Consider the following 14,318-nt stretch of genomic DNA (forward strand, 5'->3'; position numbering starts at 1 on the left):
TTTTTACATGTAATGTTTGATGATTACCTGTATGAACAACCTGATGGCAAAAACGATAATTACCGCTCCGGCTATCTTATTGAGGTTCTGAATGGATTTTTCCTTAATGCGGTAACGTAGTTTGGCTGCATAATACGTTTTAATGCAATCTACTGAAAGCTGAGTGGTCATAGCAACGGCGAAGAAAACTATTTTTTCTGCCATGTCATAATGCAACTGTACCGATATGATGCCGCCAACCATGATCCAGAACATCAATGTTGAAGGCGAGAGGAGGCACATCAGGAAGCCTTTCAGTATATAGCCTCTTTTTTTGATCTTTATAGTTTCTGAGACGTCGTAGCTGACCTTCACTTTATTAAAGAGATAGTACAAGCCGATACCCAACAAAAACAAGCCTCCGATGATAGCGACATACTGGTTATACGCAGCGTTGTAATCTACGAACTGGGAACTGAAAATAGTTAGTGAAATGAAGATGATATCACTGAAAACAACGCCTATTGCAAGAGAGAACCCAGCTTTGAATCCGCGTTCGATACTCGTTTTGATCATGGAGAAGAAAACTGGCCCTGTCAGGAAGGAAAACAGGATGCCGGCACCTATCCCTTGTACTATGGCTTCAAACATTCAGTCTTTGCATATATCTGGCGCTAATATGCGATTTTATTGCTTTTTTTCATCTGCTTTTTTTTACTTATGTTTAGCACCCTTAAGACATGAATAAACCAGGTTTCACAGATATTTATATGAATCTTGCGGCAGATCTGGCCGGACGTTCGCATTGTGTACGTGCGCAGGTGGGAGCAGTGCTTGCAAAGGATACGCGCATCATTTCCATTGGCTATAACGGTCCGCCTTCCGGTACGCACAATTGCGATGAGGAATGGCCGGAAACTGGTTGCGCACGTGATTCCAGGGGAAGTTGTTCTCTGGCTTTACATGCCGAGGAAAATGCAATACTTTATGCAGTGAAGAACGGGTCAAATATTGCGGGCTCTACGCTTTATACCACGCTTTCTCCCTGTATCGCCTGTGCAAGGCTTATCCTCTCTTCAGGAATAGTAAAAGTATATTTTAAGCACTCCTATGCGGCTTACAAAGGCCTTCCCAGCGATGAAGGGGTAGATTTTTTGAGAAAGTTTGGAGTAGATGTGGTGAAGTATGCTTAACTTTGGCCATGCTAGAAAAAATCATAATCCTCGATTTTGGTTCCCAATATACACAGTTAATTGCCCGTAGGGTACGCGAATTAAACGTTTATTGCGAGATTCATCCCTTTAATAATATTCCAGAGATTTCTTCCGATGTAAAGGGAATCATTTTTTCCGGCAGTCCCTATTCCGTGCGGCAGGAAGATGCTCCGCAGATCGATATCGCGAGGTTTCATCAGAAGTATCCATTGTTAGGTGTTTGCTATGGAGCCCAATATATTGCCCAGCATTCGGGCGGGGAGGTGCAGCCTTCTTCCATCAGGGAATACGGCAGAGCCAACCTTGGCTTTATCGCTCCAGACAATAAGTTATTTAAAAATATCGGCGCAGGGTCCCAGGTCTGGATGTCTCACGGCGATACCATTACCAGTATCCCTGAGGATTTTGAGCTGATTGCCAGTACAGATTCGGTGAAGGTGGCTGCTTATCAGGTCAGGGGGACTGATACTTATGCAATTCAATTCCATCCGGAGGTCACCCATAGTACTGACGGCAAACAATTACTGGCAAACTTCCTGGTAGATATCTGCGGTTGCAGGCAGGAATGGACCCCCGATGCCTTTGTAGATACCACAATTACCTCATTACGCGAGAAACTGGGTGATGATAAAGTTGTACTTGCTCTTTCTGGAGGAGTCGACTCCAGCGTTGCTGCCATACTGTTACATAAGGCCATTGGTAAAAACCTGCACTGTATCTTTGTAGACAATGGATTGCTGCGCAAAGGTGAGTATGATGCTGTTCTTGAACAATATAAACACCTAGGGCTGAATATCAAGGGGGTTGATGCAAAGGACCGGTTCCTTGGGCAACTGGCAGGTGTAAGTGATCCCGAGCAAAAGCGGAAGGCAATCGGCAGGGTATTTATCGAAGTTTTTGACGATGAGGCGCACGAAGTAAAAGATGTAAAATGGCTTGCACAGGGCACTATTTATCCTGATGTCATTGAATCGGTATCGGTAAAGGGGCCATCAGCAACGATAAAATCACACCATAATGTAGGGGGGCTCCCTGACTTTATGAAGCTCAAAGTTGTTGAGCCGCTAAATACACTTTTCAAGGATGAGGTACGAAGAGTGGGGACCTCTCTGGGACTAGAGGATTTCATCATCGGCAGGCATCCTTTTCCCGGCCCGGGGCTGGCCATCCGGATCCTTGGTGAGGTAACTGCAGAAAAAGTCGCAATTCTTCAGGAGGCAGATGCTATTTATATCAATAACCTTAAAGAAGCAGGCCTGTATGACAAGATATGGCAGGCAGGGGCAATCTTTCTTCCGGTAAGATCTGTCGGCGTCATGGGTGATGAGCGCACCTATGAAAATGTAGTCTGTCTGAGGGCGGTAGAATCAGTGGACGGTATGACTGCAGACTGGTGCCATCTTCCCTATAACGTACTCGCAAAGATTTCCAATGAAATCATCAATAAAGTAAAAGGAATTAACCGCGTAGTATATGACATCAGTTCAAAACCACCTGCAACCATTGAGTGGGAATAAATACTGGCTGACTTTACTGGTCAGCCTTTTTTTGTATTCGTGTGCGCCAAAGGTAACAAGCCCGGTGAAAAAGGAGCCCGAAAAGGTGCCGGAAAAACCGGTTGAGAAACCGGAGGCTAAGTTTCGTGAGGCAGAAATTGCACTTCTGGCCCCTTTTAGACTTAATGAATTCAATCAGAAAACGGCTACAAAGGCGGATGTCGAGCGTTCTGCAATGGCAGTCGATTTTTACCAGGGATTTAAAATGGGCATTGATTCTGCAGCTGCAACAGGATTGAATTTCAAGCTTAAGGTCTACGATACAAGGGACAATAATACCCAGCTTGACAAATTGCTGAAGGAAGGGAGTCTGAATACAGCTGATCTGATCGTAGGACCAGTATTTCCGGATGGCTTGAAGTATATCCGGGACTATGCCGTTGCACACAAGTTAACTATTGTAAATCCACTTTCAGCAAGCCATCCGAGTGAGTTCAACAATCCCAATCTCATTTCCATAGTCAATAACATAGACCTGCATGCCCGGAAGGCAGGAGATTTTATCGTAGGGCATTATGATCCGGCGCAAACCGTTGTGGTCCTGATCAATCCAAAATCCCCTGAAGATGAGGTCATGGGTGCGCCCGTCAGAGATTATTTCAAAAGTAAAGGAGCTAAGTTTGTTTTCCAGGAATATGGCTCCGTATTTACGATGGAGACCAAACTCATCAAGGGGAAGAAATATGTAATTATTGTCAGTTCAAGTGATCGGAAGTTTGTAGTGCCGACACTGGATAAACTGGTAAAAATGAAATCTGCGGGCATATTAAACCCCGATGTTTTTGGTCACCCTGACTGGATAAGGCAAAACTACAGTACAGATAAACTACAGGCATTGCATACGACAATCAGCTCTTCCTATAAAGTTGATTACAGCGATGCGTCGGTCAGTACATTTATCAAAAGATACCGTTCGGCATTTCACTTTGAGCCGGGTGAATATGCATTTAAGGGATTTGATATCGGATATTACTTCGGGACACTTCTGGCAAGGCATGGCCGGGAATTTACAGCTTACCTTACAAAGGATAACTATAAAGGCTTGCATAACCATTTTTCATTCGTTAAAGATGAACAGACAGGCTATGTCAATACCAGCCTGATGCTGCTGCGCTATGAGAAGTTTGCGCTAAAGAAAATAGAATAACGGATTCATATGATGAAAGCAGCACACCAGATCAGGGCCTTCCGGCAAATCCTGGAACAATACAATGGTAATGTACCCCTGCACCGTTTCCTGTTTACCTATTTTAAACAGCATAGAGAAATGGGCTCATCTGACAGAAGGTGGGCTACCCGTCATATTTATAGCTATTTCCGCCTAGGCCGGGCACTTGCTGACCACGACGTTGATATCCGGCTTGCGGTAGCAGATTTTCTTTGTAATGCTGAACCTGGTATGGTCACCTCCTATTTCCTGTCCGATCTGACAGCCTTCCAGGGCGAAAGTACGGTAAGGAAAGTCGAGTTGATCCGGGAGCGGTTTGGCAGTTTTAACCTGGATGACGTATTTGCCTTCTCGGCAGAACTGAGTGAAGGAATTACGCGGTATGAGCTGAATCTGGCCAGCTTCGTTCAGCCTGATCTCTTTATCCGGGTAAAACTCAGCGCCATGGACGAAATCATTGCCCGGCTGAAGGCAAATCATATAGAATGCAGACAGATCGGAAACCAGACCCTTGCCTTACCAAACGGGACTAAATTAGAGCAATTGATCCAGGGTGCGGGTAAATACCAGGTACAAGATCTTTCCTCTCAGAAAACGGCTTTATTTTTTGAGCCCCGGGAATGGGAGTATTGGTGGGACTGCTGTGCCGCATCGGGAGGAAAGTCCTTGCTGCTGCATGACCTTGAACCTAAGGTCCAGTTACTGGTCAGCGACTATCGGTCAAGTAGTCTTGAAAACCTGGATGAACGTTTCCGGGAAGCAGGGATCAGGAAATATCAGAAAAAGGTACTTGACCTTGTTGCCAATAATGATCCTGATCTTCATCATTACGAATTCGACGGGATTATTCTCGATGCCCCCTGCTCGGGCTCGGGTACCTGGAGGCGTACACCCGAAATGCTACATTACTTTGATCCGGTCAAAATCAATTCATTTTCCAGGTTACAGAAAGCCATTTCGGGCAATGTCGTGAAATACCTGAAACCAGGCAAACCGCTGATTTATATTACCTGTTCTGTTTTCAGGGAGGAGAATGAATATGTAGTTTCCTGGATGCAGGAGAACCTGCCGCTTAAACTGGAAAGAATGGAAACAATTACCGGATATGCGGAAAGGGCCGATAGTATGTTTGTTGCACGCCTCATTAAGGTCTGATCCGATAAGGCTCAACCCCACTAAAGTAGAGAGAGGTTTTATTGCTAAGTGGTATTGGACTAAAGGCCTGTATTGTTCCGGAACAGTTTAATGGCTATCGCCAGCAAAATAATCCCGAATGCCTTACGCAGTATACTCAGGCCAGACCTGCCCAGAAGTTTCTCCAGACGGTTTGTGTTTTTAAGGACAAAATAGACAAACAGCATATTGAGCAATATTCCGATAATGATATTCTGTGTTTCATATTCCGTCTTCAGCGACAACAATGTAGTCATCGTTCCGGCACCGGCAATAAGCGGAAAAGCAAGCGGTACTATGGAAACTGTTTCATGAACATCCTCCTTAAAGATGGTCAGGCCTAAAACCATTTCCATGGCAATAAAAAAGATCACAAATGAACCTGCAATCGCAAAGGATTCCACATCCAGTCCAATGATCTTAAGCAAACTTTCACCTGCAAAAAGGAAAATGACCATCAGCGATGCCGCTACCAGAGTAGCTTTTTCAGACTGGATATGGCCACCGGCTTTTTTTCTCAGTTCAATAACAACCGGGATCGATCCCAAGATATCTATGATCGCGAAGATCACCATGGTGCTGGACAGGATCTGACTGAAATTGAATCGCATAAAAGCTAGTTTTTGAACAAAGGTAATTTATATCTGATAAATCCAGCAAAAAAAGCCGCCCCATAAGGACGGCTTTGTTACCATGTAATTATTTCAGCTGTCGTTCGGTTCAGCCGATCCGCTTGGGTTCAACATTGCCGGAACTTGCAGACTTATAGGCATATAGCAGGATATGCGCTACCGCAAAGGCCAGGGAGAAATAATAGAGTCCCGTATCCTCGCCATTGGTTACGCTATGGTGTATGATTGCAACAACGATAAGCAGAACAGCAAGCGCCAGGCCGACCCAGGATACAACTTTTGTACTTTTCACAAGCGTAGTCTTCAGATTGTCAGAAAGTAAGCTGTTCTTAAGGCCATAAAAAAGATAAACATTAATGCCAATGATCATCCATACCAGCAGTCGCACCCAGGTATCCAGCGGTAGAAAAACCATCATGCCCAGGCACACAAGAATACCCAAGACAGGAATCAGCGGGACCATTGGTACCTTAAATGACCTCTCCAGCTCCGGCATGCGCTTCCTCAGAATAATTACGCCGATGCAAACCAGAATAAAAGCGAACAGTGTACCGATACTGGTCATCTCACCAACTACCCTCGCAGGAACGAATGCGGCAAAAAGACTCACAAATACCATGAAAAGTAAATTGCTTTTAGCGGGCGTGCTGAACTTGGAATGTACATCCGAAAATACCTTTGGCAGCAAGCCATCCTTACTCATGGAGAAGAATACTCTCGATTGTCCGAGCAACATGACCAGGATAACTGATGCATAACCACCAAGAATGGCTACGATAATTCCCTTGTTGAGCCATGGATAGGCCGGTGTCACTACTCCGGCTGCATCTTTAGTGCCCATATTGTCTATGGCAACTGCAACAGGAGCGATCCCGTCCTGGCCTTTGAACAGGTCATAGTTAGCCACACCGGTCATGACATGTGCAAAGAGAATATACAATATAGTGCAGATAAACAGCGATACCAGGATGCCGATTGGCATATCCTTTTTAGGATTTTTAGCCTCCTGCGCAGCTGTTGAAACGGCATCAAAGCCGATGTAGGCAAAGAACACTATACCTGCCGCACGTATTACCCCGCCCCAGCCATGCGTGAATATGCTTTCATGACCAGCCTTGTCAGCTGGAATAAAATAAGGAGTATAGTTATCGGTATTGATGTATTTCCAACCGAGGAAGATAAAGATAAAGACGATTACCACCTTAACGGCTACGATCAGGCCATTGACAAAAGCGGATTCGCTCGTTCCCCTGATCAGTACAAAAGACATCAAAATAATGATGAAAACAGCGGGGAGATTCAGCATACCTGAAACCACGGTGCCGTCTATCAGCGTTACCGTATCAAATGGAGACATCGTCAGCTGGGGGGGGAGATGAATATTATAATAGTCGAGAAACTTCACCAGATACCTGCTCCAGCTGATGGAGACCGTGGCAGCACCGACAGCATATTCCAATACAAGGTCCCAGCCGATGATCCAAGCAATGAACTCACCCATTGTGGCATAGGAATACGTATACGCACTTCCCGCAACAGGGATCATAGATGCAAATTCGGCATAGCAGAGTCCGGCAAAGGCACATCCAATTGCCGCAATTACAAAAGAGACTGTAATTGCAGGGCCGGCATTGTTTGCGGCAGCAGATCCGGTGATCGAAAATAAACCAGCGCCAATAATTGCGCCGATACCCAGGGCCACCAGATTGACCGGCCCCAGTGTCCGTTTCAGCGTACCCTCTCCACTCTCGGCAGCTTCTTTTTTAAGCAAGTCGATCGACTTTCTAAAATTCATAAATTCAAAGTTTAGTTACAGTTTTTTCAGTAAATGTCGCTTATTTTATATCTAGGAGTCAAACCTAATTAAATATATCTAAAAATAAAAAAGGGATTCCTGTTGAAAATCCCTTTTGTTTCTAAAAATGCTGAATTAATTTGCGTTCCCCGCATCGGTCCTGAGTTTGTCTACCAGATTTTGTAATGAATCTGACTTTTTGTTGAGCATTTTCTGGATAGTCTCCAGGTTCACGGTCATTTGTATTGAATTTTCCGTCGGGTTGCTCTGGACCTTGATCTCATTTCCGATTCTGGTCACCACCCCTCCATCGGTCCCAGACACCGCAATATAAGGTGCGATAACCAGCGAAACAATAGACATCAGTTTAATGAGGATATTCATTGAAGGACCGGATGTATCCTTGAACGGATCACCCACCGTATCACCGGTAACGGAAGCCTTATGGGGTTCCGATTTCTTGTAGTGCATTTCGCCATTGATCTCTACCCCTTTCTCAAACGATTTCTTCGCATTATCCCAGGCGCCTCCGGCATTGCTTTGAAAGATGCCCATCAGTACACCCGACACCGTCACCCCGGCCAGTAAACCGCCAAGGATTTCCGCAGAGCTTACGGCAGGAAATACGCCCTTAAAGCCAAAACCGACAATGATCGGTACCAGTATGGCAATACCACCGGGCAGAAGCATTTCCCGGATAGAGGCCTTTGTGGAAATGTCAACACATTTTTCATATTCAGGTTTTGCCTGGTATTCCATGATGCCCGGAATTTCCCGGAACTGCCGGCGTACCTCACGTACCATATCCATCGCGGCTTTACCCACCGCAGCTATACAAAGGGCTGAGAAAATAAAGGGAATCATGGCCCCTACGAACAGGCCCGCCAATACTGGAGCCTTATAAATGTCAATGGCGGAAATTCCGGCCACACCTACAAATGCAGCAAATAGTGCGAGTGAGGTAAGTGCAGCAGAAGCAATGGCAAATCCCTTACCTGTGGCCGCAGTTGTATTGCCCACTGCATCCAGATTATCTGTACGTTCACGCACTTCCGGGGGGAGCTGGCTCATTTCGGCAATGCCGCCCGCGTTGTCCGCGATTGGCCCGAACGCATCGATCGCCAGCTGCATAGCTGTAGTTGCCATCATCCCTGCAGCTGCAATGGCTACTCCGTACAGCCCGGCAAAAGCATAAGAGGAGATGATCCCGGCCGCAAGGACAAGGATAGGTGCTACAGTGGATTTCATGCCTACCGAGAGGCCACCGATAATGTTTGTTGCGTGGCCTGTGCCCGATTGCTGGATGATCGAGTTTACCGGACCCTTGCCCATAGCTGTGTAATACTCCGTGATGATGCTCATCAAAGTACCTACCACCAGGCCGACAATGATCGAATAGAACACATCGATGCTTTCAAAGTTCACCCCCCGCAGGGAAAGCTGTTCGGGCAGCATGCAGATGACTACGAAGTAAGCGGCAATTGCCGTAATCACAATGGAGCCCCAGTTGCCCAGGTTGAGTGCATGCTGCACATTGGAATCCTCGCCTTTGATCCTGACAAACCAGGTACCGACGATAGAGAAGATAATCCCCAGTCCGCAGATCACCATAGGAAGGAGGATAGGAGACATCCCCCCGAAACGGTCCTGGGCAACGATTTCCTGTCCAAGTACCATCGTAGCGAGAATTGTGGCCACATAAGAACCAAATAAATCTGCACCCATCCCCGCAACGTCGCCCACATTGTCCCCGACATTATCTGCAATTGTAGCCGGGTTGCGCACGTCATCTTCTGGAATACCGGCCTCAACCTTGCCTACCAGGTCAGCACCGACATCGGCAGCCTTGGTATAGATACCGCCGCCTACACGGGCAAAAAGTGCAATAGATTCAGCACCCAGCGAAAAGCCGGTCAGTACCTCTATGGCTGTTCTCATCTCATTGCTGTTGGCGCTTACCACGCCAAAGATATTCAGAAAAACAATGAACAATCCTCCAAGTCCAAGTATGGCTAGGCCTGCCACACCCAGTCCCATTACGGTACCGCCAGTAAACGATACCTTAAGTGCCTGTTTCAGGCTGGTCCTTGCTGCCTGCGTCGTCCTTACGTTCGCCTTGGTAGCCGCCTTCATACCGATATAACCTGCCGTAGCAGAAAATACCGCGCCGATCACAAATGCTACAGCGATGATCCAGCTTGAATGCAGCTGTACCCCGTTTACCTCATGGACTGTTCCTGAATAGGCCAGCAGGGCAGCGGTGATCAGCACAAAAACGCTGAGTACCCGCCATTCCGCCTTCAGGAAAGCCATCGCTCCATCGGCAATATAGCCTGCCAGCTCCTGCATGTTCTTGTCTCCGGCGTCCTGTTTGTTTACCCATGCACTCTTCACGGCCATTACCAGGATGCCCACCAGACCCATCGCCGGGATCAGGTAGATCAAATTGTTCTGTAAAAACTCCATATATTAATTTTCTCGTTTAGGTTTCCTTGTCAGGATATTGTTTATACTTGGTTTCTGATTCTTGTTTAAGTTAAGGCAGCAAGGCCGTTCATTTACAGAACAGGTGGTCTGCAAAAATAACGGTGTCAGTGTAATTACCAAATTAAAATAATTTTTGCAAACCGCAAGCCTCAATAGTGGTGTTTACTCAGGATTAAATATATTAGCGTCTAATGCTTAACTTATCAACTCAACTCACATGACAGAACAACAAGAAGACGGATCATTCAAAAGAGAACTTGGCCTGCTGGACGGCACCATGCTCGTTGTAGGCTCTATGATCGGTTCAGGGATATTTATCGTCAGTGCCGATATTACCCGGAATGTGGGTTCGGCGGGCTGGCTGATCCTCATCTGGGTGCTTACCGCAATCCTGACCATTATAGCAGCGGTCAGCTACGGTGAACTCAGTGCCATGTTCCCTAAAGCAGGCGGCCAGTATGTATATCTGAAGGAAGCCTATAACAAGCTGATCGCTTTTCTTTACGGGTGGAGTTTATTCTCCGTTATCCAGACGGGCACCATTGCAGCAGTGGGCGTTGCCTTCGCTAAGTTTGCCGCTTATCTTTATAAACCGTTCGGCGATGAGCACATCCTGTGGCAGACCGGCAGTTTCCAGCTGAATGCTGCTCAGATCGTTTCTATCGTTACCATCGTGCTGCTCACCTACCTCAACAGTAAAGGTGTAAAAGACAGTAAGATCCTGCAAACCATACTTACCATCATCAAAATCCTGTCGCTGTTCGGGCTTATTGTCTTCGGTTTTACACTTGCCGCAAAAGCAGACATCTGGAATGCCAACTGGGGCGATGCCTGGCAGACCCGCAGGTTCAGCCCGGATACCCTTCAGTGGTCGGACATCAGTGGTAGCCTGTTGCTTTCCGGTGTCTGTGCCGCGATGGTGGGTTCTCTCTTTTCCAGCGACGCCTGGGCAGGTGTTACGTTCATTGCCGGCGAGATCAGAAACCCTAAGCGCAACGTAGGTCTAAGCCTGTTTATGGGCACCTTTATCGTCAGTCTCATCTATATTCTGGCCAACCTCATGTATGTAGCCGTGCTGCCGCTCGATGCCATTGCTACTGCCAAGTCAGACAGAGTTGCAGTCGTTGCGGCACAGCAGATCTTCGGGCCTTATGGTACCATGATCATCGCCATCATGATCATGATCTCTACTTTTGCCTGCAATAACGGTCTTATCATGGCAGGTGCCCGTGTATATTATACCATGGCTAAAGACGGCCTGTTCTTCAAGAAGGCTGCAATGCTCAATACCTCGGATGTGCCTGGCTGGGCGCTGTGGATACAGGGGGTATGGGCCTCGGCGCTTTGCCTCACGGGCAGATATGGTGACCTGCTTGATTTTGTGGTCATCATTGTCATGATTTTTTATATCCTTACCATATATGGCATCTTTATCCTGAGGAAGAAAATGCCCGATGCTGAACGTCCTTATAAAGCATTTGGTTATCCGCTGCTGCCGATGTTTTATATCCTGCTCGCTGCTGCCTTATGCATTGGCCTGCTCATCTACAAAACCAGTACCTGTGGCTGGGGAGTCCTGATCATGCTTGCGGGTATCCCGATCTATTACCTCACCAAGGATAAGGCATAAAAAAGCCCGGTCCCTGTCAGGGTCGGGCTTTCAAGGAATATGAGTTGTCCTGAAAATAATTATTTAAAGGAGCTGATATCTACCGGATTTTCAGCACTGCCAGGCTTAAAGAAATAAGTGCCGTTTTTATTGGGTTGCCAGGTGAAGTTCTTTTGTACATATCGGTAAGCATCCTCCAGGGCCTCTTTTGAAAGCGGCTGATCCAGAACTTCTCCTGAAACATAATTTGTCTGGTATACCGATGAAGTCTGGGAAGTCAGAAATGCAAGTGTAGTTCGGTCAGGTGAATTGCCCAGGAATTCACCCTGGATCCTTTCTTCAGGCTTCTGGCGCTTCAGGATATACACCTTTGCATTTACATTGGCGACAAAGAAATCGTTGTTTACCAGGTAGCCATTTCTTCCTATCCGTGTCTGGCCCTTGGTAAACTCGCTGTCCATCTTTCCGTTAGAAGGCCTGTAAAGACTCACTACATCCAGCTTACCATCCTTCAGCGCAATGACAAAGAAAGGAGCAGTCAGCCCGGAATTATCCGAGATCTGGGCCAGGATTGCGGTTTTCTGGGTATTTATAAATTCAGCGAACCCGAATTTGCCAACTGCCCCACTGTCGGATTCATGAAGTTTAATATTTACCAGCGTGTCCCGGAAAGTGATGGCCATCAGGTCTTTCGATGCAGCCTCTTCTTTTTCGTCCGCCGTATACTTTACAATTTTCAGAGCGCTGTCGGCCTGGTCATTGCTGTCATTGAATTTTTCGGTCACTGTGATCGTCCGGGGAACATAGGTTGCCGAAGGACCTTTCTTGCCGCAGCTGTAAACTACGGCAGACAGGACCAAAAGATATACCGCTTTTTTCATATCGATTAGTTTTAAGGTTTATAAAGGTTTTTTAAGTTATCCTGTAAAATTAAAACTTCAGCGGGATTACCGAAACAAAATGCGAAAAAAGAGAAACAGGGGTAAAACCCTCGCGGCTACCCCTGTTATTAGATGGTTGATCCACCACAGATCAACCTAAACCAAACAAACCAACATTATAACGCTGCTGGTTAAAAAAAGTTTTAGGATATAAAAAAAACTTATAAATATTTCACGGGACCTCCTTCAGATCCGCTTTGTTGATCCAACCTTTGGTGACTTCACCATCATTGTTCGTATGGGTTACATAGATGAAATTGTTCTGTTCGTCCACAACTGAAAAACCGTTGCTCGTCCAGAGCCCCAATACACCCTTTCGCGGTTTCGACGGGTCGGGGGCCTCATAAAAGTAAAGAATCCCTTTCGGCACCAGGTATCTTTTTCCTTCACTCGTCAGTACTACTTCACGGCTTTTTTCCTTCGTCGCGGTATTGGTTGTTGCCGGAGGCGGCGGAATAACCGGTTTTGCTGTGCTGACGGCCGCAGTTTGACGCTCATATTCTTTTTGAAGACTATCCACTTCTGTATTTTCTTTCAATACCGCCGTATCCGTAATGATCGGTTTGATTGCATTTGCCGTATCAGGCTCCGGTTCAGGCATTGTTTCTGCTGTTGTGTCCTGGCCGGCAGCCGACAAGCTATCTGTGTAAGCAGTCAGCTGTCGTTTGTCCATGTCAGACCTGTAAATGGAGTAACCTGCAAAAAGGCTTAAAACGACCAGGGCCAGGATCATTACAAAAAAGATTGGTCTCGACACTTTCACTATGCCGCCTTCCGGCTCTGCAGGTAGCGTGGCACCTGTCTCCCTGTCTGCAGTTACGATCTGCTCCAGCACCGCTACCTTTTTTTCGGCCTCCATATTATTTCTTTGAATGGCTTCCTGCAGGGCCATTCCATTTGCATAACGCTTCTCCGGTTGTTTCTCCAGGCACCGGCTGATCAGCGCCAGCAGCCAGCCAGGTACTTTCATCTCCTGTTGTTTCTGTGTGTCTGTCCAGGATTCGGGTAAATGTACTCTTCTCAACTGCATCAGGTCTGGCAGCGGTTTTTCCATGTGTGCCAGCATTACCGTGTTCCTGGAAGTCTCGCCCTTCCCCGTCTGCGGAAAAGGTACAGTACCGGCGAGCAGCTCATATAAGATCACCCCGTAACTATAGATGTCTGTCTGGAAAAACATTTCACCGTCGTGCTGTTCGGGAGCCATAAATTCCACTGCCCCGGCATGGCGAATGCTGCTCCTGCGTTGTTCATCAGACATCACGGCCAGACCGAAGTCAAACAGGATATAGTTGCCGGTAGCCGTATTGAATTTCACATTATTGCTTTTGATGTCCCCGTGCTTCACGCCCACGCTGTGACAATGCGCCAGGGCATTTGCCAGCTGTTCCGCAAGCTTTATGGTCTCCCGTATGGTAAATACAGGATCATGAGGTGCTTTCAGTAACTCTTCCAGGTCGGGCCCCTCAATATATTCCATCTCGATAAAAGGAAAGGACCCGCTTTCGGTAAGTCCCGAATTAAGGATTTTTACCACATTTGGACAAGGATTTTCATTGACCTTCTTTAGTTTTTCCACTTCATTCCTGAAGTTCCTGAAATTTCTGTCGTCAGCATTTTCAGTATGGATTGGTGTAGGTAATATCTTTACCGCAGTAAAGATTGCACCCATTCTTTTTCCTTTATATACTGAACCCTGACCGCCCGTACGCAGGGCGCCCATGTTTTCCAGTCCTTCTGCTATGGTAAATACTTTACTCATATCTG

Annotated in this window: 11 protein-coding genes; 5 read left to right on the forward strand and 6 right to left on the reverse strand. The window is 46.6% G+C overall.

All coding sequences use genetic code 11. From position 1 onward, the window contains the following. Positions 1 to 3: 3 nt before the first annotated feature. Positions 4 to 630: a LysE family transporter gene (locus P2W84_RS10220; protein WP_276090014.1), complete on the reverse strand. Its 627-nt coding sequence runs from the start codon at positions 628 to 630 to the stop codon at positions 4 to 6. An 89-nt stretch (positions 631 to 719) separates the two neighbouring features. Here P2W84_RS10220 and P2W84_RS10225 point away from each other — a divergent pair, with 89 nt between their 5' ends. Genes P2W84_RS10225 through P2W84_RS10240 form a run of 4 tightly spaced genes read left to right on the forward strand, consistent with a single transcriptional unit; the run spans position 720 to position 5,072 of the window. Continuing rightward, a complete protein-coding gene (locus P2W84_RS10225) occupies positions 720 to 1,172 on the forward strand; it encodes a dCMP deaminase family protein (protein ID WP_276090015.1) in 453 nt (150 codons plus the stop codon). 8 nt (positions 1,173 to 1,180) lie between these two features. After that, positions 1,181 to 2,710 (forward strand): glutamine-hydrolyzing GMP synthase, encoded by a 1,530-nt coding sequence (guaA, locus tag P2W84_RS10230; protein WP_276090016.1) that lies wholly within the window; start codon positions 1,181 to 1,183, stop codon positions 2,708 to 2,710. Then, complete coding sequence (locus P2W84_RS10235) at positions 2,667 to 3,896, forward strand: ABC transporter substrate-binding protein (protein WP_276090017.1); 1,230 nt, start codon at positions 2,667 to 2,669, stop codon at positions 3,894 to 3,896. The genes guaA and P2W84_RS10235 overlap by 44 nt, the downstream gene beginning before the upstream one ends. A gap of 9 nt (positions 3,897 to 3,905) precedes the next feature. Next, positions 3,906 to 5,072, forward strand: a complete 1,167-nt coding sequence (locus P2W84_RS10240) for an RsmB/NOP family class I SAM-dependent RNA methyltransferase (RefSeq protein ID WP_276090018.1) — start codon at positions 3,906 to 3,908, stop codon at positions 5,070 to 5,072. 59 nt (positions 5,073 to 5,131) lie between these two features. Here P2W84_RS10240 and P2W84_RS10245 read toward each other — a convergent pair whose 3' ends face one another. The 3 genes from P2W84_RS10245 to P2W84_RS10255 form a co-directional block, all read right to left on the reverse strand. After that, positions 5,132 to 5,701 (reverse strand): MarC family protein, encoded by a 570-nt coding sequence (locus P2W84_RS10245; protein ID WP_276090019.1) that lies wholly within the window; start codon positions 5,699 to 5,701, stop codon positions 5,132 to 5,134. 109 nt (positions 5,702 to 5,810) lie between these two features. Further along, a complete protein-coding gene (locus tag P2W84_RS10250; RefSeq protein ID WP_276090020.1) occupies positions 5,811 to 7,517 on the reverse strand; it encodes an amino acid permease in 1,707 nt (568 codons plus the stop codon). A gap of 135 nt (positions 7,518 to 7,652) precedes the next feature. Further along, positions 7,653 to 9,983 carry a sodium-translocating pyrophosphatase gene (locus P2W84_RS10255; protein ID WP_276090021.1) on the reverse strand — a complete coding sequence of 777 codons (2,331 nt, stop codon included), beginning with the start codon at positions 9,981 to 9,983 and terminating at the stop codon, positions 7,653 to 7,655. Between the two features lie 238 nt (positions 9,984 to 10,221). Between P2W84_RS10255 and P2W84_RS10260 the strand changes: the two genes are divergently transcribed. Next, positions 10,222 to 11,634, forward strand: a complete 1,413-nt coding sequence (locus P2W84_RS10260; RefSeq protein WP_276090022.1) for an amino acid permease — start codon at positions 10,222 to 10,224, stop codon at positions 11,632 to 11,634. A 59-nt stretch (positions 11,635 to 11,693) separates the two neighbouring features. Here P2W84_RS10260 and P2W84_RS10265 read toward each other — a convergent pair whose 3' ends face one another. Both P2W84_RS10265 and P2W84_RS10270 read right to left on the reverse strand, forming a co-directional pair. Continuing rightward, complete coding sequence (locus P2W84_RS10265; protein WP_276090023.1) at positions 11,694 to 12,494, reverse strand: hypothetical protein; 801 nt, start codon at positions 12,492 to 12,494, stop codon at positions 11,694 to 11,696. A gap of 232 nt (positions 12,495 to 12,726) precedes the next feature. Next, the gene (locus P2W84_RS10270; RefSeq protein WP_276090024.1) at positions 12,727 to 14,313 is read right to left on the reverse strand and encodes a serine/threonine-protein kinase; all 1,587 of its coding nucleotides are present in this window, start codon (positions 14,311 to 14,313) and stop codon (positions 12,727 to 12,729) included. Positions 14,314 to 14,318: the final 5 nt, after the last annotated feature.

Origin of the sequence: Pedobacter sp. JY14-1 (assembly GCF_029269825.1) — a bacterium.
Taxonomy (GTDB): Bacteria; Bacteroidota; Bacteroidia; order Sphingobacteriales; family Sphingobacteriaceae; genus Pedobacter.

Excerpts from the sequence above, each read along its gene's own strand:
- P2W84_RS10220 (WP_276090014.1), bottom strand. The coding sequence starts at position 630 with ATGTTTGAAGCCATAGTACAAGGGATAGGTGCCGGCATCCTGTTTTCC.
- P2W84_RS10225 (WP_276090015.1), top strand. The coding sequence starts at position 720 with ATGAATAAACCAGGTTTCACAGATATTTATATGAATCTTGCGGCAGAT.
- guaA (WP_276090016.1), top strand. The coding sequence starts at position 1,181 with ATGCTAGAAAAAATCATAATCCTCGATTTTGGTTCCCAATATACACAG.
- P2W84_RS10235 (WP_276090017.1), top strand. The coding sequence starts at position 2,667 with ATGACATCAGTTCAAAACCACCTGCAACCATTGAGTGGGAATAAATAC.
- P2W84_RS10240 (WP_276090018.1), top strand. The coding sequence starts at position 3,906 with ATGATGAAAGCAGCACACCAGATCAGGGCCTTCCGGCAAATCCTGGAA.
- P2W84_RS10245 (WP_276090019.1), bottom strand. The coding sequence starts at position 5,701 with ATGCGATTCAATTTCAGTCAGATCCTGTCCAGCACCATGGTGATCTTC.
- P2W84_RS10250 (WP_276090020.1), bottom strand. The coding sequence starts at position 7,517 with ATGAATTTTAGAAAGTCGATCGACTTGCTTAAAAAAGAAGCTGCCGAG.
- P2W84_RS10255 (WP_276090021.1), bottom strand. The coding sequence starts at position 9,983 with ATGGAGTTTTTACAGAACAATTTGATCTACCTGATCCCGGCGATGGGT.
- P2W84_RS10260 (WP_276090022.1), top strand. The coding sequence starts at position 10,222 with ATGACAGAACAACAAGAAGACGGATCATTCAAAAGAGAACTTGGCCTG.
- P2W84_RS10265 (WP_276090023.1), bottom strand. The coding sequence starts at position 12,494 with ATGAAAAAAGCGGTATATCTTTTGGTCCTGTCTGCCGTAGTTTACAGC.
- P2W84_RS10270 (WP_276090024.1), bottom strand. The coding sequence starts at position 14,313 with ATGAGTAAAGTATTTACCATAGCAGAAGGACTGGAAAACATGGGCGCC.